Annotated in this window: 17 protein-coding genes; 6 read left to right on the top strand and 11 right to left on the bottom strand. The window is 72.4% G+C overall.

Features of this window, described 5'->3' with window-relative positions:
- Nucleotides 1-13 precede the first annotated feature (13 nt).
- Genes AB0H71_RS20025 through AB0H71_RS20035 form a run of 3 tightly spaced genes read left to right on the top strand, consistent with a single transcriptional unit; the run spans nucleotide 14 to nucleotide 4,063 of the window.
- Nucleotides 14-937 (top strand): SDR family NAD(P)-dependent oxidoreductase, encoded by a 924-nt coding sequence (locus AB0H71_RS20025; RefSeq protein ID WP_357022748.1) that lies wholly within the window; start codon nucleotides 14-16, stop codon nucleotides 935-937.
- A complete protein-coding gene (locus tag AB0H71_RS20030) occupies nucleotides 927-2,633 on the top strand; it encodes a thiamine pyrophosphate-binding protein (protein WP_357022751.1) in 1,707 nt (568 codons plus the stop codon). The genes AB0H71_RS20025 and AB0H71_RS20030 overlap by 11 nt, the downstream gene beginning before the upstream one ends.
- A 2-nt stretch (nucleotides 2,634-2,635) precedes the next feature.
- On the top strand, nucleotides 2,636-4,063 hold the full coding sequence (locus AB0H71_RS20035; RefSeq protein ID WP_357022754.1) for an aldehyde dehydrogenase family protein: 1,428 nt from the start codon (nucleotides 2,636-2,638) through the stop codon (nucleotides 4,061-4,063).
- Between the two features lie 376 nt (nucleotides 4,064-4,439).
- Here the strand turns inward: AB0H71_RS20035 and AB0H71_RS20040 are convergent, their stop codons facing one another.
- Nucleotides 4,440-5,201, bottom strand: a complete 762-nt coding sequence (locus tag AB0H71_RS20040; protein WP_357022757.1) for an ABC transporter permease — start codon at nucleotides 5,199-5,201, stop codon at nucleotides 4,440-4,442.
- Complete coding sequence (locus AB0H71_RS20045; RefSeq protein ID WP_357022759.1) at nucleotides 5,198-6,478, bottom strand: glycosyltransferase; 1,281 nt, start codon at nucleotides 6,476-6,478, stop codon at nucleotides 5,198-5,200. The genes AB0H71_RS20040 and AB0H71_RS20045 overlap by 4 nt, the downstream gene beginning before the upstream one ends.
- A 26-nt stretch (nucleotides 6,479-6,504) precedes the next feature.
- On the opposite strand from AB0H71_RS20045, the gene AB0H71_RS20050 reads away from it, so the two are divergent.
- A complete protein-coding gene (locus AB0H71_RS20050; protein WP_357022762.1) occupies nucleotides 6,505-9,096 on the top strand; it encodes a cytochrome P450 in 2,592 nt (863 codons plus the stop codon).
- Here AB0H71_RS20050 and AB0H71_RS20055 read toward each other — a convergent pair.
- From AB0H71_RS20055 to AB0H71_RS20085, 7 genes are read right to left on the bottom strand one after another with little or no spacing between them, the layout of a single operon-like run.
- Nucleotides 9,068-9,958, bottom strand: coding sequence for a hypothetical protein (locus AB0H71_RS20055; protein WP_357022764.1), 891 nt, complete (start codon nucleotides 9,956-9,958; stop codon nucleotides 9,068-9,070). The two genes, AB0H71_RS20050 and AB0H71_RS20055, sit on opposite strands and share 29 nt — an antisense overlap.
- Nucleotides 9,955-10,902, bottom strand: coding sequence for a ScbA/BarX family gamma-butyrolactone biosynthesis protein (locus AB0H71_RS20060; protein ID WP_357022767.1), 948 nt, complete (start codon nucleotides 10,900-10,902; stop codon nucleotides 9,955-9,957). Before AB0H71_RS20060 ends, AB0H71_RS20055 begins: the two co-directional genes overlap by 4 nt.
- Nucleotides 10,899-11,807 carry a nucleoside-diphosphate kinase gene (locus AB0H71_RS20065; RefSeq protein ID WP_357022770.1) on the bottom strand — a complete coding sequence of 303 codons (909 nt, stop codon included), beginning with the start codon at nucleotides 11,805-11,807 and terminating at the stop codon, nucleotides 10,899-10,901. The genes AB0H71_RS20060 and AB0H71_RS20065 overlap by 4 nt, the downstream gene beginning before the upstream one ends.
- Nucleotides 11,804-12,850 (bottom strand): SDR family oxidoreductase, encoded by a 1,047-nt coding sequence (locus tag AB0H71_RS20070; protein ID WP_357022773.1) that lies wholly within the window; start codon nucleotides 12,848-12,850, stop codon nucleotides 11,804-11,806. The genes AB0H71_RS20065 and AB0H71_RS20070 overlap by 4 nt, the downstream gene beginning before the upstream one ends.
- Complete coding sequence (locus tag AB0H71_RS20075) at nucleotides 12,847-13,104, bottom strand: acyl carrier protein (RefSeq protein ID WP_357022776.1); 258 nt, start codon at nucleotides 13,102-13,104, stop codon at nucleotides 12,847-12,849. The genes AB0H71_RS20070 and AB0H71_RS20075 overlap by 4 nt, the downstream gene beginning before the upstream one ends.
- On the bottom strand, nucleotides 13,101-16,451 hold the full coding sequence (locus tag AB0H71_RS20080; RefSeq protein WP_357022779.1) for an AMP-binding protein: 3,351 nt from the start codon (nucleotides 16,449-16,451) through the stop codon (nucleotides 13,101-13,103). The genes AB0H71_RS20075 and AB0H71_RS20080 overlap by 4 nt, the downstream gene beginning before the upstream one ends.
- Entirely contained in the window at nucleotides 16,441-19,116 is a 2,676-nt protein-coding gene (locus AB0H71_RS20085; RefSeq protein WP_357023292.1) for a phosphoenolpyruvate synthase, read from the bottom strand. Before AB0H71_RS20085 ends, AB0H71_RS20080 begins: the two co-directional genes overlap by 11 nt.
- A 237-nt stretch (nucleotides 19,117-19,353) precedes the next feature.
- Between AB0H71_RS20085 and AB0H71_RS20090 the strand changes: the two genes are divergently transcribed.
- Nucleotides 19,354-20,832, top strand: coding sequence for an aldehyde dehydrogenase (locus AB0H71_RS20090; RefSeq protein WP_357023295.1), 1,479 nt, complete (start codon nucleotides 19,354-19,356; stop codon nucleotides 20,830-20,832).
- 68 nt (nucleotides 20,833-20,900) lie between these two features.
- On the top strand, nucleotides 20,901-21,971 hold the full coding sequence (locus AB0H71_RS20095; RefSeq protein ID WP_357022782.1) for a hypothetical protein: 1,071 nt from the start codon (nucleotides 20,901-20,903) through the stop codon (nucleotides 21,969-21,971).
- Here AB0H71_RS20095 and AB0H71_RS20100 read toward each other — a convergent pair.
- Nucleotides 21,952-22,281, bottom strand: coding sequence for a hypothetical protein (locus AB0H71_RS20100; protein WP_357022784.1), 330 nt, complete (start codon nucleotides 22,279-22,281; stop codon nucleotides 21,952-21,954). The two genes, AB0H71_RS20095 and AB0H71_RS20100, sit on opposite strands and share 20 nt — an antisense overlap.
- A complete protein-coding gene (locus tag AB0H71_RS20105) occupies nucleotides 22,274-23,596 on the bottom strand; it encodes an aromatic ring-hydroxylating dioxygenase subunit alpha (RefSeq protein WP_357022787.1) in 1,323 nt (440 codons plus the stop codon). Before AB0H71_RS20105 ends, AB0H71_RS20100 begins: the two co-directional genes overlap by 8 nt.
- Nucleotides 23,597-23,697 lie beyond the last annotated feature (101 nt).

The following is a 23,697-nucleotide window of genomic DNA, read 5'->3' on the forward strand; positions in this document are numbered from 1 at the left end:
CGGGTGCGCGCGGATGAGCGAGCTGCGCTACGACGGGCGGGTCGCCGTGATCACCGGCGCGGGGCGCGGGCTGGGGCGCGCGTACGCGCTGCTGCTCGCCGCCCGCGGCGCCCGGGTCGTCGTGAACGACCTGGGCAGCAGCGTGCGCGGCGACGAGGTGCTCGGCAGCCCGGCGGCCGAGGTGGTCGCCGAGATCGAGGCCGCGGGCGGCACCGCCACCGCCTCGACCGACTCCGTCGCCACCCCCGAGGGCGGCCGCGCGATCGTCGGCACCGCGCTCGACCGCTTCGGCCGGGTCGACATCGTGATCCACAATGCGGGCAATGTCCGCTACGGCTCGCTGCGTGAGCTGAGCTACGAGGATTTCGAGGCGGTGCTCGACGTCCACCTGCGCGGCGCGTTCCACGTGGCGAAGGCCGCGTTCGCGCCGATGGCCGACGCCGGTTACGGCCGGATCGTCCTCACCTCGTCCATCGGCGGGCTGTACGGAAACAAGGGCGTCGCGAACTACGCGGCCGCCAAGGCCGGGGTACTCGGCCTCTCCAACGTGATCGCCCTGGAGGGCGCCGAGGCGGGCGTGACCAGCAATGTCATCGTCCCCGCCGCGGTCACCAGGCTGGCGGACGGGCTGGACACCTCCGCCTACCCGCCCATGGGCCCCGAGCTGACGGCACCCGCCGTCGGCTGGCTCGCGCACGAATCCTGCACGGTCAGCGGCGAGATCTACGCCGCGGTGGCCGGGCGGGTGGCGCGGGTCTATCTCGCCGAGACCGCAGGGGTGTACCAGCCCGCCTGGACGGTCGAGCAGGTCGGCGAGCGCATCGACGAGATCCGGGACACCGCGAACTCCTGGATCCTGCCCACCACCACCGGGCACGTCGACCATTTGACGAGAAGTTTCGCGCTGGCCACGGAGGGTGCGCAGCATGTCGGTTAAGGTCTACGAACGCATCATCCAGCTCTTCGAAGCCGAGGGCATCAACACCGTATTCGGTATCCCCGACCCCAATTTCGTGCACATGTTCCACCTCGCCGAGGAGCGCGGCTGGAATGTCATCGCGCCGCACCACGAGGAGACGGCCGGCTTCATGGCCGAGGCGGTCTCCCGGATGACCGGGAAGGCGGCGGTCTGCATCGGCACCCTCGGCCCCGGCATGGCGAACATGGCAGGCGCCATCCAGTGCGCCAAGGTGGAGAACTCGCCGGTCATCTTCCTCGGCGGGCAGCGCGCCCGGATCACCGAGCAGCGGGTGCGCCGCGGCCGGATCCAGTTCGTCAAGCAGGCCGAGCTCTTCGCGCCGTCGGTGAAGTACAGCGCCAGCATCGAGTACGCCGACCAGACCGACGAGATCATCCGCGAGGGGCTGCGCCGCGCGCTCACCGGCACCCCCGGCCCGGTCTACATCGAGTGGCCGAAGGGCATCATCCAGGAGGAGCTCGACGTCCCGGAGCCGCTGCCCCCGCACCGCTACCGGCTGATCGGGCAGACCGCCGGGCAGGACCGGATCGACGAGGCGGCCGCGCTCATCCGCGCCGCGAAGCAGCCGATCCTCATCGTCGGGCACGGCGTGCACACCACCCGCGCCGCGGAGCCGGTGCGCGCGCTGGCCGAGCTCATGGCGGCGCCGGTGATCCAGACCTCCGGCGGCACCTCGTTCATCGAGGGGCTGGAGGACCGGACCTTCGCCTACGGCTTCTCGCCCTCCTCCATCGACGCGGTGGTCAAATCCGACCTGGTGCTGGCGATCGGCACCGAGCTCGGCGAGCCGGTGCACTACGGCGTCGGCAGGCACTGGGTCGCCGGTGAGGCGAACCGGAAATGGATTCTGGTGGAGCAGAATCCGGAGGCCATCGGGGTGAACCGGCCGATCGACGTGCCGCTGGTCGGCGATCTCCGCGCCATCGTCCCGCAGCTGGTCGAGGCGCTGAAGGACACCCCGCGCACCGCCACCCCCGAGCTCGCCGGCTGGATCGAGCAGGACGCCGCGCGCCTCGCCGAGCTGGCCGAGACCGCGCCCTCGGGGCAGCAGCAGGTGCACCCGGCCCGGCTCATCGTGGAGGCCACCAAGGCGTTCCCGCCGGAGGGCATCATGGTCCGCGACGGCGGCGCCACCACCATCTTCGGCTGGACCTACTCGCAGGCCAAGCCGCACGACGTGATCTGGAACCAGAACTTCGGGCACCTCGGCACCGGGCTCCCCTACGCCATCGGCGCCTCGGTCGCCGAGGGCAGGAAGCGCCCGCTCATGCTGGTGACCGGCGACTCCTCGTTCCTCTTCCACATCGGCGAGCTGGAGACCGCGGCCCGGCTGAACCTGCCGCTGGTCTGCGTGGTCGCGGTGGACTACTCGTGGGGGCTCGAGGTCGGCGTCTACAAGGGGCTGTTCGGGCAGGGCTCGCTGGAGACCGGCACGCACTGGAGCACCGAGACCCGGTTCGACAAGATCGCCGAGGGGTTCGGCTGCCACGGCGAGTACGTGGAGCGCGAGGAGGACATCGCGCCCGCGATCAAGCGCGCCTACGCCAGCGGCAAACCCGGCGTCATCCACGTGGTGGTCGACCCGAAGGCCAATTCCGAGGAGATGCCGAGCTACGACGAGTTCCGCACCTGGTACGCCGAGGGGATGCAGTAGTCATGCGCACATTCAGCACCTTCTACATCGGCGGCAAGTGGATCGAGCCGGCGACCGCGGCCACCTTCGAGGTGATCAACCCGGCCACCGAGGAGGTGGCGGGCACGGTCGCGCTCGGCTCGGCCGCCGACGTGGACCGCGCGGTGGCCGCCGCGCGCTCGGCGTTCCCGGCCTGGTCGGCGACGCCGGTCGCCGAGCGCGCCGCCGTGCTGCGCGCCATCGGCGACGAATACGAGAAGCGGAAGGGCGATCTCGCCGCGGCGCTCACCGAGGAGATGGGCGCGCCCGCCGCGCTGGCCGGCGGCTTCCAGGTGGATCTCGGCGCCGGGCACCTCAGCACCGCCATCGGCATCCTCGAGGAGTTCTCCTTCGAGGAGCAGCGCGGCGCCACCCTGGTGGTGAAGGAGCCGATCGGGGTCTGCGGGCTGATCACGCCGTGGAACTGGCCGCTGAACCAGATCGCGGTCAAGGTCTTCCCCGCGCTCGCCACCGGCTGCACCGTGGTGCTCAAGCCCTCCGAGCAGTCGCCGTTCTCCGGGCAGATCTTCGCCGAGATCCTGGACGCGGCCGGGGTCCCCGCCGGGGTCTTCAACCTGGTGCAGGGCGACGGGCCGAACGTCGGGGTACCGCTCTCCGCGCACACCGACGTCGACCTGGTGTCGTTCACCGGCTCCACCAGGGCCGGGATCGAGATCGCGCGCAATGCCGCGCCCAGCGTCAAGCGGGTCACCCAGGAGCTGGGCGGCAAGAGCCCCAATATCGTGCTGGACGACGACGACCTGTCCGCCAATGTCGGCATCGCCGTCGGCACCCTCATGAACAACTCCGGCCAGACCTGCAGCGCGCTCTCCCGCATGCTGGTGCCGCGCCACCGGGTCGACGACGCCATCGCCGCCGCCCGTGAGGCCGCGGCCGCGCTCACCGTCGGCGACCCCGCCGGTGACGTCGCGGTCGGGCCGGTGGTCTCCGGAACCCAGTTCGAGAAGATCCAGGCGCTCATCGCCGCCGGCATCGACGAGGGCGCCACCCTCGTCGCCGGCGGCCCCGGCCGCCCCGACGGCCTCGACCGCGGGTACTACGTCAAACCGACGGTCTTCGCCCACGTCACCAATGACATGACGATCGCCCGCGAGGAGATCTTCGGCCCGGTCCTCACGATCCTCGCCTACGACGACCTGGACCACGCCGTCGAGATCGCCAACGACACCGAGTACGGCCTCGCCGGCAATATCGCCGGCGCCGACCTCGACGTCGCCCGCTCCCTCGCCCGCCGCATCCGCGCCGGCTGGGTCTCCATCAACGACGCCTTCGACTTCCACTGCCCGTTCGGCGGGTATCGGAAGAGTGGGAACGGGCGGGAGTGGGGCGAATTCGGGTTCCACGACTATCTGGAGATCAAGGGCATTCTCGGCTATTCGCCGGAGGGGTAGCGTTTCTCCAGCTCTGGAGCCGGGCTGAGGATGGTCGTCGCGCCGCCGGGCGTACGCACGTTCCACCAGCGCGAGACAATCGCGGCGTGGTCCGGCGGCTGCGTTGTGCTCACAATCGCCTCGTTCCGACCGTCCCCGGGCTCTGGCACCTCACCGGCGTGCGCGAGAACAATCGGCCGCGCCTGCACTGTCGGCGCGGCAGTGCCGGTGCCGGGGCTCGCCGGGAGGGCCGCACCCCGCGACGCTCGGGGTTACCGCGGGGCGCGGCCGGTTCTCATCCTCGATCGCCGGTTGCCACCCGACACGCGTAGCCGACTACTCGATCCCCGTGCACCACCGAGCGGCGCACGGTCCCTGGTTCAGGCGGGTGACGGCCTCAATCCCGTCCACGGTGCGCGAAAAGAGCGGCGGCGCCGATGTATCCGGCGAGGCCGAGCCCCGCGCACCACAGAACGGCGGGCACCACTCCCCCACCCGCACCGGTGAGCGCACCGCGGATGGCACCGAGAATCGGCGTGGCCGGTTGATGGTCGGCGAAACCGCGCAACCAGGGCGGCATACTCTCGGTGCGCACGAAGGCGCTGCTCACGTACGGCACGAACATGATGGCGTAGGTGAAGCCGCCCGCCGCTTCGGGTGTGCGCGCGAGCAACCCCATCGCCACCGCGATCCAGGTGACGGCGACGACGAGCAGCAGCACGACCCCAGCGGCGGTGAGCAGCCCGGGAAGCCCGGCCGCAGTGCGGAACCCGAGCACCAGGGCGACACCGAAGACCACCGCGACGACGCCGAGATTGCGCACCACCCCCTCCAGCGCGTGCCCGGCGAGCAGCGCCTGCCGGTAGATCGGCAAGGTCCGGAAGCGGTCGACGGCGGCGCCCTGCACATCGGTGGCGACCCCGGTCGCGGTGATCGACGCGCCGAACCCGGTGCACAGCAGCACGATTCCGGGCAGCACGTACTCCAGGTACGGCATCCCGACCTGGATGGCACCGCCGAACACGTACACGAACAGCAGCATGAGCAGGATCGGCAGCAGCGCCGAGACGAGCAGCGTGTCGCGCCCGCGCACGGTCCGGCGCAGCACGCGCCGGAACATGACGACGGAGTCGGCGCACCCGGCCGCGAACCGGTTCACCGAGCGGCGGCCTCGACCAGGTCGGCGGCGCGCTCGGCGGCATCGGAGCGCGCCGCCAGCTTCGCCGCCAGTTCGCGGGTGCGCGCCACCGTCTCCGGCGCGAGCAGCGTGCGCACCCCGGCGGTGAGCCGGTCGGTGTCGAGCTCGGCGAAGGGCAGGTGCGCCCCGACCCCGAGCCGCTCGACCTGCCCGCCCCACATGGGCTGGTCGAAGGAGACCGAGCAGACCAGCGTCGGCAGCCCGGCTCGCAGGCTTTCGAAGGTGGTGCCGATGCCGCCGTGGTGCACCGCGGCCGCGCACTTCGGGAAGACGATGTCGTGCGCGAGCGGGCCGACCACCCGCACCGCGTCACCGGACTCCGCCTCGGCCGCGTCCAGATCGCTCCACCCCGCGCTCACCAGCGCACGCCGCCCGAGCCGCTCGCTCACCTCGGTGACCATGGCGAGCACCTGGCCGGTGTCCCGGATCGGCATGCTGCCGAAGCCGAAGTACACCGGCGGCTCGCCGGCATCGATCCAGGCCAGCAGCTCGGTGTGGTCGTCGGCGAGCTCCCCGACGGCCTCGCGGGCCGCGCGCGGCAGCGCCAGGAAGCCGACCAGCGGGCGCCGGGGCCCCCAGTCCTCCGCCAGCCCGGGCACCAGCGCCGGGTCGTAGATCTGCACCTCGGGCACCCCGCGCTCGGCGCACATGGCCGCGGGGCTCTTGGTGCTCTTACGCAGCCCGAGCTCGCCGCGCAGCTGGTTGAGGTAGCGCAGGAACACCACCCGCCGCAGGTTCTCCGCGACCGACCAGGTGGCCCGGTTCACCGCGGCGGGCGGCTGCCAGTGCGGCGGCAGCGCGCCGGGGAACGGGTAGGCGCCGGTCTTGCGGCCGGGGAAGCCGTGCAGCGTCACCAGCGCGGCGCCGGAGGCCTCGGCGACCGAGACCGCCCTGTCCTCGGTGAGCAGCGTGGAGACGATCACCTCGGCGCCGGCGCAGACCTCGATGACCTCGCGGTTCATCCGCTCCGCGTACGCGGCCATCTGCTTGCCGACGAGCTGCATGAGCCGCAGGCTGCTGCCCGCGGCGAGCGCCCGCTGCCCCTCCTCGGAGGAGTAGAGCTGCTGCACGTCCGGCCCGCAGGGCTGGGCGGCGAGGCCGGCGCCGGCGGTGAAGTCGACCAGGTTCGGCGGGGCGCCGACGATCACGTCGTGACCGCGGTCGCGCAGCGTCAGCCCGAGCGCGACGGCGGGCTGCACGTCACCTCTGGTCCCGGTCAACGGAATTGCGATCTTCACACCAGCTTCCTCACTACCGTGGCCGTATGCACATCGCGCTGTTCACCGATTTCCACCCCGGAACCGTCGGCGGCATCCAGACCTCGGTCGCCGCCCAGTACCGCGGTGCTCGGCGGCTCGGGCACCGCGTCACGGTATTCACCGCGCCCGGTCCGGAATCTACCGAATCGGACCCGGAACTCGTGGTCCTTTCGCCGGTGCGCGCGCTCTCGGTCAATGGTTTCGCCACCGTGTTGCCGACCAGGAGGAACGCGCGGCTCATCGACGCGGTCTTCGCCGCGCGCGGGCCGGTCGACATCGTGCACACCCAGACCACCTACGGGGTCGCCGTCGCCGGGGTGCTGGCGGCGCGGCGGCACGGCCTCCCGCTGGTGCAGACGATCCACAGCCGGGACGACGTCTTCCTCCAGCACACCTCGCCCGCACCGTATCCGGCGGCGCTGGCACTGCGGGCGCTGCACAACAGCGTGCTGCCGCACCGGGGGCGGATGCCGCGCACCGGGGAGCCGAGGGCGGCCAGGCACGCCTGGCACACCATGATCGCGCAGGCGCAGGCGGCGGATGCGGTGATCGTGCCGTCGGCGCACTTCGCCGCGCGGTTGCGGGAGCACGGGTTCGGGGGTTCGCTGCACGTGATCTCGAACGGGGTCGACGACGAGCTGCTGGACGAGCTGGAAACCTTGGCGCCGCCGGGCGCCGACGAATCCGGGCAGGCGCTCGCCGACCTCGGGACGGTCGAGCGCGCCGCACCGTTGCGGGTGCTGTGGTGCGCTCGCCTCTCGGCGGAGAAACGCCCCCTGGCCGCGATCGAGGCCGTCCTCCGGGTTCCCGGCGCCGTGCTCGACGTCTACGGCGACGGCGACCAGCTGGCAGCCGCCCGCGATCTCGCGGGCACGGACCCGCGAATCCGCTTCCACGGCGCCCGCTCGCAGCGCGACTGCCTGCACGCCATGCGCGAGCACGACCTCCTCCTCTTCCCCTCCCTCGGCTTCGACACCCAGGGCATGGCCCTGCTGGAGGCCGCGGCGGCGGGACTCCCGGTGCTCTACTGCGACCCCGCGCTCGGCGAATCCGTCCCCCCGGGCGGCGGCCTCCTGACCGGCCCCGAACCCGACGCCATCGCCGCCGCCCTCCGTGCCATCGCGGACTCCCCCGCCGACCTGGCGACCCTGCGCGAAGCGGTCGCGGCCACCGCATTCCCCGCCCGCCAATCCGTGCTCAGCACCGAGATCACCGCCCTCTATGCCGACCTGATCGCCGACCCGCCGCACACCCGCATGCCGGGCACGCTCGACGAGGTCCCGACCGCCCCAGGCCGGCTCCCGCTGCTCGGCCACAGCGTCGCGGCCCTGCGCGACAGCCTCGGTTTCGTGAGTTCCCTGGCCGCGGTCGGCCCGGTGGTGCGCGTCTACCTCGGCCCGCGCCCCGCCTACGTCCTCACCACGCCGGAGCTGATCCGCCAGGTCGGCTTCGGCACCGCGGGCGAGTTCCACCGCGACGACCTGCGCGCCGCCATGCACGAGGTGATCCGCGGCGCCTCGAATGTCCTCAGCGGCACCCCGCACGAACTGCGCCGCCGCATGATCGCCCCCGCCCTGCGCCAGCGCCGCCTCCAGGACTACGCCGCGATCACCGCGGGCATCGCCGACGACTGGGCCGCCGCCCTCCCGCCCGCGGTGAACCTCATGGAGTCGGCGCACGCCCTCGTCCTCGACACCATCTCCGCCACCCTCTTCACCGCCGACTTCGGCGCCGCCGCCAAAACCGAGGTGCGCGAGAACATCCCCTGGCTGCTGGCCCGGGTGGTGCAGCGCGCCGCGCTGCCCGACGCCGTGAACCGGGCCCGCTTCCTCGCCGACCGGAGGTTCGCCCGCAAGGCGGCGGCGCTGCGCGGCGAGATCGGCGCGGTGGTGCGCGCCTACCGCGCGGACGGCCGGGACCACCGCGACGTGCTCTCCGCGCTCATCGGCCACGTGGACGCGGAGACCGGCGCCACGCTCGGCGACGAGGAGATCGTCGACGAGCTCATCCTGATGCTGGCGGCGGGCGTCGGCTCCACCGCCTCCATCCTGGCCTGGGTCTGGTACGAGACGCTGCGCGCCCCGGAGATCGCGAAAGCCGTTCGCGCCGAGCTGGATACCGAGGTCGGCGCGGGTCCGGTGCAGCCCGACCACCTGTACCGGCTGCCCTACCTGCGCCGGGTGATCCTGGAGACGCTGCGCTACTGGGGCCCGTGGGTGAGCACGCAGAACGCCGACGGCCCGGTCACCTTCGACGGCCTCACCCTGCCGGACGGCGCCGTCATCGTCTACAGCCCCTACCTGGTGCACCACGACCCCAGGCACTACCCCGACCCCGGCCGCTTCGACCCCGAGCGCTGGGCCCCGGAGCGGGTGGACAACATCGACCGCAAGGCCGTGCTCCCCTTCGGCGTCGGCGCCAGGCACTGCCCCGGCAACAACTTCGCGCTGCTCGCCATCACCCTCGCCACCGCCGCGCTCTTCACGCACTGGAATCCGGTGCTGGAGAGCGGTTATACGGTCAAGCCGTCGAGCGGGGATTTCGTCGCCGCGCCGTCGCGGCTGCCGGTCACGCTCCGACCGCGGACTGCGCGATGAGCACGGCGTAGAGGCCGAGGATGAAGAGCACCGGGGGGCCGAGCGGGTATTCGCCGCCGCGCAGGAACCGCGCCGCGCCGTACCCCGGCAGCAGCACCAGCGGCACCACGAGCAGCCCCAGCCACCAGGCGGTGTGATCCCACGGCCGCACCAGCGCCAGATCGGCGCCGACGGCGAGCGCCACGAAGAGCAGTGAGACAACCGTGCTGCCCAGCGCGCCGAGCACATTCGAGTAGTAGTGCTCGCCAGGGCGTGGCTCGTGCGCCGTCTTCCGGGCGAACTCGAATTGCAGGAACGCACCGGCGAAGATCAGCGCCGCCGGGGCCAGCCGCCAGAACCCGGCAGCCAACCCCTCGGTGTCCAGGACCGACACCAGCACGTAGGCGGTGACCAGGAGCTGGACCGGGTAGGTGACCACGAGGTTGAGCAGGATGTCGTCCCTGACCCGCGCCGAGATCCGCTCCAGCCCCCACAGCCCGAGCCCGTACAGCAGCACCGCGGCGATGGCGAGCGCGGAGTTCACCGAGAGCAGCAGGCTCCCGGCCACGGCGAGCACGGCGATCACCGCCATTCCGCTCCGCAGGTCGGTCGCGGTCACCGCGCCGGTGACCAGCGGGCGATCCCGGTTGTGCACCCGGTCGTACTCGAGGTCCTTCTGCTCGTCCACCATGCGCAGGTAGAGCAGCACCACCGCGACAATCACTACGCGCAGCCCCGTCGACCAGGACGGGCGCCACGGCGCTCCCGCGAGCAGGGCCAGCGTGGCCTCCAGCGCGCAGACCCACAGGACTCCGTAGAGCAGGTAGTGCGGCTTGTACATGACCCGGGTGAAGCGGGCCAGCCGGGTGACGGTGCCGATCACACCGGGCCCAGGAAGGTCAGGTCGATCTCGGCGGCGGTGCCCTCCTGGCCGATCACGCAGCGCACGGTCACCCGGTCGCCGGTCCGGGCGGTCACCTCGGCGCGGCACTCGGTGGGGAGGTCGAGCTCGGCGAAGCGGTCGAAGCGGCTGGCGACGGCGAGCAGCTGCGGGTTCGCGCCGAGCAGGGTGACGGCGGACTGCCTGGCGGCCTCCAGCAGGACGCTGCCCGGTACGTGGTCGAGCCGGTGGTCGAAGAGGAAGGGGTGCAGGGGATCGACCGCGAGCGGGAGCACGACGGCGGAGCCGTCGGGCCGCGCGGCGCCGACGATGACATTGCGCCGGTTCTCCCGGCCCACCGTGCCCGGGGACACCGGTGCGGCCGCGACTTCCGGGCCGACCGCGACCGGGAGGCCGAGGCTCCGGCGGAAGGCGCCGCGCAGCCGGGACCAGCGGTCCGGGGAGGTCCAGGAGAAGGAGCCGTCCACGGTCATGATGGGGCCGGCGGGGCAGGAGATCTCCAGCACCATGTCCAGGCCGCACACCGCACCGGCCTGCCGGTGCACCCGCGGGACATCCACCGACAGCACGAGATTCGTCGGCTCGGGGGTGCACTCCCAGCCGACGCCCGCGACACCGGCCCCATTGAAGGTGCGCACCAGGAACGCGGAGTCCAGCGGTGCGCCGAAGAACTCGTGCGAGAGCGCGATCGACGCCTGCCGCGCGGTCTCCATGACGAGCAGCGGGTCGTGCAGCCGCGCCGGGGTGCCGGTGTGGTCGCCGTAGTAGGCGTGCATGCGCGGCAGCTGGGCGCCGGCCAGGTAGCCGCCGCCGTCCCGCGCGGCCAGCGAGGTCACGAAGACCTCGGCGACGGCGGCGCGGTGGGTCAGCTCGCGGCGCACGGGCTGCTGGTGGGAGACGCCGGCGACGACCGCTTCCAGGCTCATCCGAATTTCTCCGTCCAGTCGGTGGCGGTCACCGGGCGCAGGGTCTGCGCTCCGGTGCCGGTGCGCATGGGCAGTTCCCGTGAGCCGAGGACTATGGCGGACCAGGGGTCGACGGGGGTGCCGTTGGTGAGCGCGGTATCGAGCAGGGTGGCGGGGTCTGGTTCGGCCGGGCCGAGGTCCTGCAGTATCCGCGCCAGGGCGGTGTCGCGGTCGAAGGAGCGTTCCGGGCTCCGGGCGTACAGCTCCGCGGCCAGGGCACCGGCGCGTTCCAGCGGGGTGACTCTCGCATCGCCTGCGGCTGCTCGGCTTGGTTGTCCGCTGGCCGCGATGATCCGGGCGCGCAGCGGCTCCGGGAAGTAGATGGCGAGCTCGCGGAGGACGTCGGCGGGGTCGTCGGGGGTGTGGACCAGGTTGAGGAGGTAGTTGTCCCGGCCGAGGAGGTGGCGGAGTTCGCCGGGGCGGCGCTTGCGCGGATCGGTGGGGCCCTTGGCGCGGGCCAGGCGGACGGGGACCGGGAGGGGGTCGTCGGGGGCCGTGACGACGAGGACGAGGGCGTCGGAGATGTCGACGAGCAGGTCGGCCAGGCGGCGGCGCTCCGGTGAGGCGATATTCCAGGCGTAGTACCAGAGCGCGCGGGCGAGATGCCGGTTCACCGGGACGATCTCGGCCGCCACCACGCCATAGCCGTTGTCGGCCAGCCACTTCAGGGTCGGCTCGACGGCCCGCGCGACGATGGCGTCCGGTTTCAGCAGCAGCATGGAGTGGCCGGTCGCGAAGGCGGCCGGGTCGACGCCGAGCCGCTCCAGCTGCTCGACGGTCTCCGCCACGTAGGTGTCGCCGCGGTAGGCGGCGACCTTCTCCGGCTGCGGGGTCAGCCGGGCCAGCAGCGGCTCGAGTTCACTCACGACCCGCTCCTGGCCAGGATCTCCTCGATCGAGGGCAGCGGGTCGCCGAGGTAGCCGACCTCCAGGCTGTGGTCGAGCAGCAGCCGCAGGTAGTCGGCGCCGGACTCGGGGGCCGGGCACAGCAGGTCGGCGCCGCGGGTGTCGAAGCGCAGCCTGCGGACGAAGTAGCTGGTGTAGAGCGCGCCGATGCGCCGGTAGTACTCGCGCTCGATGGGCGGGAGGTCGGCCTCGTCGAAGGTGGACTCCGGGACGAAGGTCGCCACGGCGAACGACGGATACTCGGCCAGCACGTCGGAGACCTCGCGCAGCGAGAGGGTGTCGCGGCCGAGCGCGTGCAGGGTGCGGCCGCGCACCCGGTCGAAATCGGTGGCCGCGGCGGCGATCACCTCGGCGACGTGGTCGAGCGGGGCGAGGCTGAGGGTGGCGTCGTAGCGGCCGGGCAGCGAGCGCAGCTTCCCCTCGACCATGAGCTTGAGCACGGTGTACAGGTTCTTGTGGTCGCGGATGGCGCCGGTGCCGCTCGCGCCGGTGACGATGCCGGGCCGTACCACCGCCCACTCCAGCCCGGACCCGCGCACCAGCTGTTCGGCCCGGTATTTGCTCGCCTCGTAGCCGTTGCCGAAGCCCTGGTCGTGCTCCAGCTCCGCCTCGAGCACGGTGCCGCCGCGCATGCCGCAGACGTAGGCGGTGCTCACGTGCACCAGCGGAACCGCCAGGCGGCGGGCGAGCGCCAGCACGTTCTCGGTGCCGCGGACGTTCAGCTCCGCGTACTGCCGCTCGGTGGCGTCGAAGGCGGTGGTTGCGGCGCAGTGCACGATCATCGCGACCCGGCCGTCGAGACCGGCCGCGGCGCCGCCGAACTCGGGCTCGCGGATATCGCCGGCGAGCCGCTCGTCCGGTTCCAGCACGGTGCCGTCGTTGCGGACGATGGCGGAGGCGGCGTACAGCAGCGCGATCACCGGGCGCCCCGCGGCCCGGAGCCGGGCCACCACCTCGGCGCCGACCAGCCCGCTGGCGCCGGTCACCAGCACGGCGCCGGTCACGCGGTGCGCTCCGCGAGCGAGGAGCCGATCAGCGCCTCCACCTGGCCGACGCGGAGCACCCCCGCGAGCTGCTCGGGTTTGTAGCCCGGCAGGCCGAAGGTGCGCTCCAGGACGACGGTGAGCTCCATGAGCCGCAGCGAGTCGTAGCCGAGGTCCTCGATGAGGCGGTGCTCGGCGGTGAGCTCGGCGGCCGGGCGCGGCGCCATGGCGGCGACCATGTCGCGCACCCGGGTGGGCACGGTGGGGTCGCTCATGCCTCGGCTCCTTCCCGCAGATGCGGTTGCTGTCCGCCGGAGGCGAGCAGGTCGCGGGCCTCGTCCAGCGGGAGGTCGGTGTTCAGGTATCCGGCGATGCGCAGCCAGTCGTAGCCGATGGCGAGGGTGCGGCGCCACTGCTCCCTGGAGTCGAAGGAGGCGGGGAAGTCGCTGCCGCCCGCCACCCGGCGGACCAGGGTGACGAAGTCGTCGAGGAGGGTCAGGGCGGACGCCGGGTCGTCGGCGGCGCCGAACCGCACCGCCTGGGCGACCGCCAGGGCGGCGAGCAGCTCGGCGCGGTGCTCGGCGGCGGGCGGCAGCAGCCGCTCGAGCGTGGCGGCGGCCGCGACGTCGGCGGGGAGCGGGTGCATGCCGAAGGCGGACAGCAGCACCCGGACACCCATCGCCAGCATGCGGTGCGCCGCGATATCGGCGACCGCCCACTGACCGTCCTTCACCGCACCGGCCAGATCCTCCCTGGCATTCTCCAGAACGATGTTCGACCACACCAGCCGCAGCGCGCACTCGGTGAAGCGGCGCGCGGGCAACGGCGAGAGCGTCACCGGCGCACCGCCCCGCACCGCCCCGCGCACGCCGAGCGCGGGAGCGGCACCGTACGGAACGGGCGTGTACGGCCGCACCGGGTCACACATGGCCAGCGCGGGGGCGAGAACCCCGTCCCCCCGCCACTCGACGGCGACGAACCCGAGCCGCACGAACTCCGCCAGCTCGGCGCCGATCGCCCCACCCCGCTCCAGCACCGCGCCCACCGGCCGCCGGAACACCACCGAGCGCCAGGCCCGCGCCGCCGCGTCGGTGAGCACGAAGACATCGTCCCCGCGCAGCACGTGCACCCGGTCACCGATCTGCCAGGTGGTCACCCCCGGACGCCGGGCGAAGAGCAGCGGCGCCGGATCGTCCGGCCCCGGATCGACCCCGAGCTCCGCCGCGAAGGCGAGCAACCCGGCGACGTCGGCGGCGGCCGGGACGGCCGGGCCCCCGGCCCGCGCCAGCTGCTGCGGCAGCCACTTGGCCTCCAGGTACGTCTCCCCGGCCCGCGCCGCCCACGCCTTCAGCGCCTGATTCACTCCGTCCCGCGCCCACTCCAGCGCCTCGGCATCGGCGCCGAGCGTCCGCCACAGCACGGCGTACCGCAGCGCCTGCCGAGCCCGCGCACTCCACCAGCCGGAGAGCCGGGCGGCGAGCTCCGCCGCCGGGAGTACCGCACGCAGTGCGTCCAGATCCACCTCGGATCCGGGCTTGACCACGGTGGCGCCGAGGAACCGCTGACACCGGTTGAGCACGTCCTCGTCGAGCGCCGAACCCGCGGCGACGGTCGCCAGCTGCCCGCGCAGCTGGGCGACCGAGCGGGTGCGGATCTCCACCCGCCGCCCATCCACGAACAGCACGGTCGGCAGGGTCGGCAACTCCTCGTCCCCCGCCGCCACGACCAGGAAATCCACATCGGACCCGGCATTGCCGAACCCCTCCGCCAGCGACCCCTCGAACAGCACGGCCGCCCCCGCGGGCACCCGGACGTGCCGCAGCGCCGCCTCGAGCAGCCCCGCGACCCGCTCCGCGGGCAGCGCGGGCTCCCGCACGGATCCGCGCGCGTCCGCCGCCGGGTCCGGCCCGCCACCGCTCGGTGCGATCTCGCCCCGATCCGGCTCGTACACCGCACTGCCCGGAATCCCACCCGCCCGGAACAGCTCCCACATGTGCCTGCGCCGCGGCTTCCCGCTCGACGTCCGCTGGATGATCCCGCGCGGCCCAGTGACGATCCGCACCGACTGCGCAGGACCGAGTTCACCGCGAATAATGGTGTGCGCCTTCGGCAACCACTCCCCCGGCGCCGACTCGGCGAAGAGCACGATCCCCTGCTGCCCGGCATCGGGAACGGCGACCGCCGCCAGCTTCCCCTTGGTGATCCCGGCCTCCCGCGCCACCCGCGACTCGATGTCCTCCATGAACACCGGCTTCCCCCTGACCTTCAGGCTCGACCCCATCCGTCCGAGCACGAAGACCTCGCCGCGATACAGGAACCCGGCATCCCCCGAGTACAGCACCCCATCCTCGATCCGGGTGGAGGACGCGGGCCCGGGCGGCCCGGAGTACCCGAGCGCCACCGACCCGCCGGCCACCGTCATCTCCCCGAGCGTGCCGTCCGGGAGCTCGTTCCCCTCCGAATCCACCACCCGCACCGTGGATTCCGGAGTGGAGAACCCGAGCCCGGTGATCCACCCCGACCCCTCGACCCCCGCCCCGTCGCGCAACTCCGCCGCCTCCAGCACCGGGACGGCCGCCCCGAAGCGCAGCCCGGCCGTATCCACCCGCAGCGCGGTGATCGGCCGATCCCGCGCCGACGAGGTCACCATGAGCGTCGACTCCGCCAGCCCGTAGGCCAGCGTGTAGGCCCGCATGGAGAACCCGAGCGGCCCGGTCAGCGCGGCGAAGGAGCGCAGGTCGGCGAGCTCCACCGGCTCCGAGCCGACCGCGAGCGTGCGCCACCCGGAGAGATCCAGCCCGGCGATCTCCTCCGGCCGCACCCGGTGCGCCACATACCCCAGCGCGAACGACGGCGACGGCGAGTGCTGCGCCTTCGTCATGGCCCGCAGCCAGCGCGCCGGATCGCGGACGAACTGGTCCGGCCGCATCAGATACAGATCGCCCTGGTTGGTGACGGTCGTGAGGAACGCCCCGACCAGCCCCATGTCGTGGTAGAGCGGCAGCCACGACACCATCGCCTCGCCCGGCCGCCAATCCACCAGCGCCGAGATCATGGCGACATTCGTGGCCAGGTTCGGCCAGCTCACCCGGACCCCGCGCGGCGTCCCGGTCGACCCGGAGGTGAACTGCAGCAGCGCGCACTCGTCCGGATCGGAGAACTCCCGCTCGGCACCGGCGAGCAGCGTGGCCGGGTCGACCACCAGCGGTTCGTCGGTGCGGCCCGCGGCGGCGTTCGCCTGCCGCGCGAGGTCGGCGAACTCCACCGAGGTCACCACCAGCGCGGGCCGCGCCTGCTCCAGGATGGCGGCGACGTGCGCGATGTACTGCTGCAGGTCGCCGAAGAGCGGCGGCGCCACCGGGGTGAAGATCCCCCCGCACGCCCAGACCGCGTAGAAGGCTGCGGCACAGGGAAATCCGGTCGGCATGATGACGCAGACCCCGGCCCCGCCCGGCAGCCCGCGCTCGCGCATGAGCGCGGCGATGGACCAGCTGAGGTCGGCGAGCTCGGCGTAACTGCGGTACTCCCAGCCGTCGCCCTCCTCGGCGAAGTACACCCCGGCGTCGGTGGCGGGCGCGGCCAGCCAGTTCCGGATCGTCGCGACGTGCTCGTCAGGCTGCACTCTCGGCTCCTCCATCGGCGAGCACGGTGACCGTGCCCGCAGTCCCGTCCACCCTGATCCGCATGCCGGTCCGCAGCCTGCGGGTGCTGCCCGGCACCTGCACCACGGTCGGCACCCCGAGTTCGCGCGCGACGATCGCCACGTGCGTGAGCGGGCTGCCCCGCTCGATCACCAGCGCCGCCGCCGACGGCAGCGCCGCCACCCAGCCCGGGTCGGTGCGGTAGGTGACGAGGATGCCGCCCGCCACGTCGCGCGGCTCGTCCACCACCACCGCGTAGCCCTCGACCACGCCCGCCGCCGACGGGATCCCGCCGAGCACATCGCCGGGCGCCGCCGCGGGCACCTCGGCGACCGGGACCCAGCCCTGCGCGGCCAGCGCCCCCGGCGTGAAATCCGTTCCGCGCGTCTCGAACCGGGCCGGGGCGACCAGCCCGGCATCGGCGGTGCGGGCGATCCGCCGCGCGGCGATCCGGTCCCGCAGCTCCGGGGCGGGCGCGCTGTCGTAGCATTCGCACAGCTCGTCCACGGTGAGCGTGAAGACGTCGGTGAAGTCGTCCAGCACGCCGCGCGCGGCGAGGTCGCGCCCCATGGCCCGGATCATCCGCTTGACCATGCCGAAGGCGCGGGTGCGGCAGAACCGCAGCCGCTCCCGGTGCGCGGCGCAGCGCGCGGTCTTGGCCCGCACCCGGTCGTAGACGCGGCGCCGGATGCCGTGCAGGTGCGCGTCCAGGTAGGCGTCGGGGTCGATGGCGCCGGGGACGGCGGTGTCGTCGGCGCCGAGCCGGCCGAGCGCGCTGCGCAGCAGGACGAAGAGCCCCGAGGGGTCCTCGCGCAGGTCGGGGATCTCCAGCTTGAGCTCGTCCAGGCTGCGGTAGCCGTAGCGGTCGAGGTAGGCGTCCACGTCGCGCCGGAATTCGGGGTGGTCCCCGAGCGCCGCGTAGGTCGCGCCGGGGTCGGTGGTGCGCACCAGCTCGGCGACGGCGGGCTCGGCGTGCGCGCGCTCGGCCAGCTCGGTCATGGCGCGCGCCGGTTCGGCCGACTCCACCTCGGCGCCGGGGCCGAGCAGGGCGTAGAGCAGCGATTCCGGCGCGCGCGGCAGGAAGAGCTTGGTGAGCAGGAACATGGTGCCGGTGAGGGTGAGCAGGATGGCGTCGAGCACCATCATCGGGCCCCACCGCTCGACCAGGTCGCGGTCCACCGCGCGGTAGGCGGCATACGCCTCGGCCCCGCCGGAGTACTCGACCGCCTCGTAGCGGTCGTAGACCCGGTAGAACTCGGCGCAGAACTCCGCCATCATGCCGTCGATATCGCGCAGCCGGCGCCGATAGATAACAGCCGTGCGCAGCCGGGACCGCGCCCGCCGCAGCGGGGAGCCGAAGGTGAAGGGCCGCAGGGTCTTCGCGATCTCGTCCGGCAGCGGCTCGGCGACGCCGAGCGCCGCCTCCAGCACCCTGCGGTTCAGCGGGTAGCCCGGCGCGATGCCGACCATGCGATACCAGTGCAGCAGGTTGTAGTACACCCGGCCGTTGAACCGGCCCAGCAGATGCGGCGTCCACGAATCCAGCTGCCGCAGTTGCTCTTCCGGCACGCCGAGCGATTTCGCGTAGCCCCGGTACACCCGGCCGTAGATGCCTGCCGCGACGGTGAAGGTGAGCGGCGAGGTGATGCCGTTGAAGCTCTCGATGATGTTGGAGTTGTCCCAGATGCGCAACTCACCCGCGGGGACGATTTCGCCCGCGCCCTGGTCGAGCGCCTGGTCCAGGCTCGGCGCCGGGGCGCCGAGGGTGGTGATCGGGCGGGCCTGGAGGAACCAGAGCCCGTCGGCGTCGATGGCCCACTCGATGTCCTGCGGGCCGCCGAGCGCGGTGGCCAGCGCGCGGCCGTGGTCGGCCAGCTCGGCCAGTTCGGCGGCGTCCAGCACCCCGGCCGCCCGGCGTTCGGCGGCGACCTCGACGGCCTGGACACCGTCGCCGGGGCCGGGCAGATACTCCTGCTCCTTGGCGCCGACGGTCAGCTCGAGCACGGCGCCCTCGGCGTCGATGACGGCCGTGTCGGCGTCCACCGCGCCGGAGACCAGCCCCTCGCCGAGGCCGTACACGGCGCTCACCACCAGCCGATCGGCGTCCCCGGTCACCGGGTCGACGGTGAAGAGCACGCCGCTCGCCCGTGCCGCGACGAAGCGCTGCAGCACCACCGCGAGCTCGGTGATCGGCGGCCGGTCGCGGGCGAAGGCGTACCGCACCGCCCGCTCGGCGAAACCGGAGGCCCAGCACCGCCGCACCCGCTCGGCCACCGCGCTCGCGCCGGTCACGTGCAGGAAGGAATCGAACTGTCCGGCAAAGGAATCGGCACCGCCGTCCTCCCCGACCCCGGACGAGCGCACCGCCACCGTGCCGCCCACCTGCCCGTAGGCGGCATCGATCGCCGCCCGGGTCGGGGCAGGCAGCTCCGCCTCGGTGATCGCCGCGCGCAGGTCGGCGGCTGCGGTCAGTGCGGGCTCCAGCTCCGTGGCGCTCGCGAAGGCCGCGAACCGCTCGCTCAGCCCGGCTCCGGCCAGGAAGCCGGCGAACACCTCGGTCCCGAGCACCGTCCACTCCGGCACCCGCGCCCCCGCCGCCACCAGGGCCTGCAGCCCGGCCGCCTTCCCACCGCCCGCTCCGAGCACCTCCAAGACGCCTCCCAGCCACCCGCCCGACGTGATTCGCTCGCTCGAGTAAACCCGACGCCCGCCCTGTTTATCGGGGAATGGGCCGGAGGGTCAGCCCACAAAGTTGCGGGCATTGCCGTGATCGGTCACGAGTGCGCGGGGCCGTCGGCGCGACGGCCATTCCGCTCCGGCCAGCTGCCCACTATCCCTATAATGATTGAGATCTTGAGCCGTACGATTCAGCGGGAGCTGCGCATGCCTACTGCCGATCCGTCGACCCCGGCGATCGACCGCCGGACCTTCTTCATCGACGGAAAATGGGTCGCCCCACAGAGTTCCGCCGAGTGGCAGGCGATCGAGGCGGCGACCGGCGAGCCGATCGGCGTCGCCGCACTCGGCGGCGAGGCCGATATCGAGGCCGCGATCGCCGCCGCGCACGCCGCCCACCAGCGCGGCGACTGGGCGGCGACCGCCCCCGGCGAGCGGGCGAAGGTGCTGCACCGCTTCGCCGACGCGCTCGCCGCGCGCGGCGACGTCACCAGCGAACTCGCCACCCGCGAGAACGGCATGCCGATCGGGCTCTCGCAGGCGTTCAACGGCCAGGCCCCGGCGCACCTGCTGCGCCAGTACGCCGACCTGGCCGCGGCCACCGAGTTCGAGGAGATCCGGCCAAGCGCCCAGGGCTCCACCATCGTGCGCCGGGAGCCGGTCGGCGTGGTCGGGGTGATCACGCCGTGGAACTACCCGCAGGCCAAAGCGCTCATCTCCATCGCGCCCGCGCTCGCCGCGGGCTGCTCCGTCGTGCTCAAGCACTCCCCCGACGCCGCGCTGGACTCCTACGTCATCGGCGAGGCCGCCGAGGAGGCCGGGCTGCCACCCGGCGTGCTCAATATCGTGCTCGCCGACCGCGAACCGGCCAGCCTGCTCACCCGCCACCCGCTGGTCGACAAGATCGCCTTCACCGGCTCCACCGCCAGCGGCGAGCGGGTCGGCGCCGAGGCCGGGCGCCGCTTCAAGCGGATGACGCTGGAGCTCGGCGGCAACTCCGCCGCCATCGTGCTCGACGACGTCGATATCGACGCCTTCGTCACCGGCATCGCCACCGCCGCGTTCATGAACAACGGCCAGACCTGCACCGGCCAGTGGCGCGTGCTCGCCCCGCGCTCCCGCTACGCCGAGATCGTCGCCGCGCTCGCCGAGTGGGCCGCGACCCAGACCATCGGCAATCCGCTCGACCCCGCGGTCACCATCGGCCCGCTGGCCAACGAGCGCCACCTGACCAAGGTCCGCCGCAGCATCGACAACGCCACCGCCGACGGCGCCCGCCTGGTCTACGGCGGCAGGCGGCCGGAGGGGCTGACCCGCGGCTGGTTCATCGAACCCACCGTCTTCGCCGATGTCGCCAATACCCACCGCATCGCCCGCGAGGACATCTTCGGCCCTATCGTCGCGGTCATCCCCTACACCGGGGAGGACGAGGCCGTCGCGCTCGCCAACGACAGCGACTACGGCCTGGCCGGGTCGGTGTGGACCGCCGACGAACAGCACGGCCTCGCTATCGCCCGCCGGGTCCGCACCGGCACCATCGGGGTCAACTACTACCTCAACGACTTCTACGCCCCGTTCGGCGGCGTCAAGGGCAGCGGCATCGGCCGCGAACTCGGACCGGAGGGGTTCCAGCAGTTCCTGGAGTACAAGACCATCTACGCCAGCGCCGCCCTGCTGCCCTCCTGACCCGCGCCCGCGGGGCCATCGCCACCCCGCGCACCGTTTTCGGGTTCGATGGCAGGGAGGAGGTGGCGATGTCCGGCGAACCGGAGGACGTGCAGGCGCGGATCGCCCGGCTGCTGCGGCAACAGGGGGCGCAGGTGCGTCCCGAGCCACCGACGCCGAGCCCGGCCGAGCTCCGTGAGCGGGAGCTGATCGCGGCCGAGTTCGAGCGGATCAGGGCGCAGCCCGCGCCCGACCTGCTCGCGGCCGCCCGGCTGGCCAGGCGCCGCGACCAGCTCACCGGATACGACCGCGACCTCACCCTGCTGTGCTTCGCCCGCACGCTCGCCGAGCGCGATCCGGTCCGCGCCGGTGCCGTCGCCGAGCACATCGCAAACGATCAGACGCGCGGGTACACGCTCGCCGTGATCGCCCGGCCGGATCACCGCGCGACACCGGCCGACCCCGCCCCCGCGGAGTCGGCGACCCAGCGGGACCCGAGCGTGGTGAACCTGTCCTGGGCCGCGACCGCCCTGGCCCGGAGCGACCCCGAGCGATCCCGCGCGTTCGCCGACCGCGCCGAGGCACTGGCGCGGGAGATCACCGATACCGAGGAGATGGACCGGGCGCTGCCGGGAGTCGCCGAGGCCGTGGCCCGCACGAACCCCGGCCGCGCCGAGGAGATCGCCCTGACCATCCCCGACGAGACGAGGCGCCATGCCGCGCTGAACCGCATCGTCGGCGCCCTGGTCGAGTTCGATCCGGACCGGGCCGAGGTCACCGCCCGGCGCCACCTCCCACCCGAGAAGCGGTCCTTCGCACTCATGCGGGTCGCGCTCGCGATCGCGGAGACCGACCCCGAGCGCGCCCTCGCGCTCGCCCGCGAACTCACCGGACCGCGTCACCACGCGCTCCCCCTGGCGGCCGTCGCCCGTACCCTCGCCCCGGCCGACCCGGTCCGGGCGACCGCCATCGCCAGGGAGATTCACGATGCGACGCAGCGGGCCGTCGCACTCACCGCCCTGGCCGGACTCGGCGTCCCCGGCTCGAACGAACTGCTGGTCGAGGCGCTCTCGATCGCGTCATGGACCATCCCCCTCGCGGCCGTGCCGATCCCGGTATTCGAGGCCCTCCTGGCCGAACTCACACAACCGGCTCCTTGACCAGCTGAATGTAGGCGGCCCCGCTGTCCAGCACCCGCGGCTGCTTCCACACCTCGATGGGGAAGCTCACCATGACGATGGACTGCCCGAGGTGCACCAGCGCCTTGGCGTCGTCCGGCATGGAGGCGAGCGGGAAGCGGGCGTCGACGTAGACCATGATCTCCTCGAGCCGCGCCATGCCGGCGTCGTAGAGCTCCTGCATCTCGTCCATGGTGGAGTTCAGCCGCTTGCGGTAGCGCTCCTCCTCGGTGGGCAGGCACCAGTCGCTGAACCGCTCCAGATCGGCGAATTCCTCGGGCAGCTCAGACATTGGCGCGATCCTTCCCGTTGGTGGCGGCGGTGGCCGAGCCGTTGCGCTCGGCCTTGTAGCGGTCGACGTACTGGTGGGCGGTCATGTGCAGGTGGCGCAGCAGGATCTCCTGGTCGCAGAGCGGGAAGTCGGTGACGACCCGGGTGCCGATCTGCGTCTGCGTCGCCTCCAGGGTGTTCGCGTCCTGGAACGCGTACTCCTTGAAGGTCACCGCGGCGAGTTCCTGGGAGAGCCGCTCGCGCAGGTTCTTCGGCGGCACGAAGTACAGGTCGGCCTCGAAGATGTGCTTGTCGACGGCGGTCGGCCAGTAGTTGTAGGTGAGGTACCAGCCGGGCGCCCAGAAGAGCAGGGTGAAGTTGGGGAAGAACTCGAAGGAGTCGGTGCCCCAGGACTTGTGGCGGCCGGGGTTGATGGCCGGCGGCAGCTCGTCGGGCAGGATGCCCTTGATGTCCGGCCGGTCCCACGGCCCGAAGAGCCCGCTGTGCAGGATCCGCTCGATCGGCTTCACCATGCCCAGGTCCTTCGGCGGGGACATGCCGCCCCAGGACGAGACCATGGAGTGGTCGCCCTTGATGTCGTAGGCCAGCGCCTCGAAGCCGAACTTGGCGAGCTTCTCCGCCTCCTCCCGCTCCGCCTGCTTCATGTGCAGGATCGGCGCGTGGTAGAACTCGGTGAAGGCGTCGATGAAGAGCTTCCAGTTGGCGTTGATCTCCGAGCGGTAGCTGTAGTGCTCGGTCATCTCGTGGAACGGGTAGCCCTTCAGCCCCTCGCCGAATTCGCCGAGGTACTCCTCCAGCGGCACCGCGTTGTCGTCGAGGTTGACGAAGATGAACCCCTCCCACACCTCGCAGCGCACCGGGACAAGGCCGTACTGGTTCTTGTCCAGGTCGAAGAACTCGCCCTCCTGCTGGACGAAGGTCAGATCGCCCTTCAGGCTGTACCGCCAGGCGTGGTACTTGCAGGTGAACTGGCGGCAGGTGCCGGAGACCTCCTCGCCGGGGTAGTCGTTCCACACCAGCTTGTTGCCGCGGTGCCTGCACAGGTTGTAGAAGGCGCGCACCACATTGTCGGTGTCCTTGACGATGATCAGCGAGACACCCGGCCCGGCCGACGGCAGCTCGCGGGTGACGTAGCTGCCCTTCTTCGGCAGCAGCTCCACGCGGCCCATCTGCAGCCAGGTCTTCTTGAAGATGGCCTGCTGCTCCAGCAGCCAGTGCTCGGGGTCGATCGAGTCCTCGTAGTTGACCGGAGCGGTCCCCAGCTCGGGCCAGTTCTCGGTCCAGGTACCCGCCTCGGGCTTCGGGAAGAAGGGCATTGTCGGTCTCCTCTTGTACGGGCAGTGGCCGTCTCCGCTATGAGAATAGCATTCTCATATCCGAACAACAGACTTCCACTCCAAGCGGAAATCGTCAATAT

Origin of the sequence: Nocardia sp. NPDC050697, assembly GCF_040654395.1 — a bacterium.
Lineage (GTDB): Bacteria > Actinomycetota > Actinomycetes > Mycobacteriales > Mycobacteriaceae > Nocardia.

Excerpts from the sequence above, each read along its gene's own strand:
- AB0H71_RS20090 (WP_357023295.1), top strand. The coding sequence starts at position 19,354 with ATGCCTACTGCCGATCCGTCGACCCCGGCGATCGACCGCCGGACCTTC.
- AB0H71_RS20050 (WP_357022762.1), top strand. The coding sequence starts at position 6,505 with ATGCACATCGCGCTGTTCACCGATTTCCACCCCGGAACCGTCGGCGGC.
- AB0H71_RS20105 (WP_357022787.1), bottom strand. The coding sequence starts at position 23,596 with ATGCCCTTCTTCCCGAAGCCCGAGGCGGGTACCTGGACCGAGAACTGG.
- AB0H71_RS20095 (WP_357022782.1), top strand. The coding sequence starts at position 20,901 with ATGTCCGGCGAACCGGAGGACGTGCAGGCGCGGATCGCCCGGCTGCTG.
- AB0H71_RS20030 (WP_357022751.1), top strand. The coding sequence starts at position 927 with ATGTCGGTTAAGGTCTACGAACGCATCATCCAGCTCTTCGAAGCCGAG.
- AB0H71_RS20025 (WP_357022748.1), top strand. The coding sequence starts at position 14 with ATGAGCGAGCTGCGCTACGACGGGCGGGTCGCCGTGATCACCGGCGCG.
- AB0H71_RS20035 (WP_357022754.1), top strand. The coding sequence starts at position 2,636 with ATGCGCACATTCAGCACCTTCTACATCGGCGGCAAGTGGATCGAGCCG.
- AB0H71_RS20100 (WP_357022784.1), bottom strand. The coding sequence starts at position 22,281 with ATGTCTGAGCTGCCCGAGGAATTCGCCGATCTGGAGCGGTTCAGCGAC.
- AB0H71_RS20060 (WP_357022767.1), bottom strand. The coding sequence starts at position 10,902 with ATGAGCCTGGAAGCGGTCGTCGCCGGCGTCTCCCACCAGCAGCCCGTG.
- AB0H71_RS20075 (WP_357022776.1), bottom strand. The coding sequence starts at position 13,104 with ATGAGCGACCCCACCGTGCCCACCCGGGTGCGCGACATGGTCGCCGCC.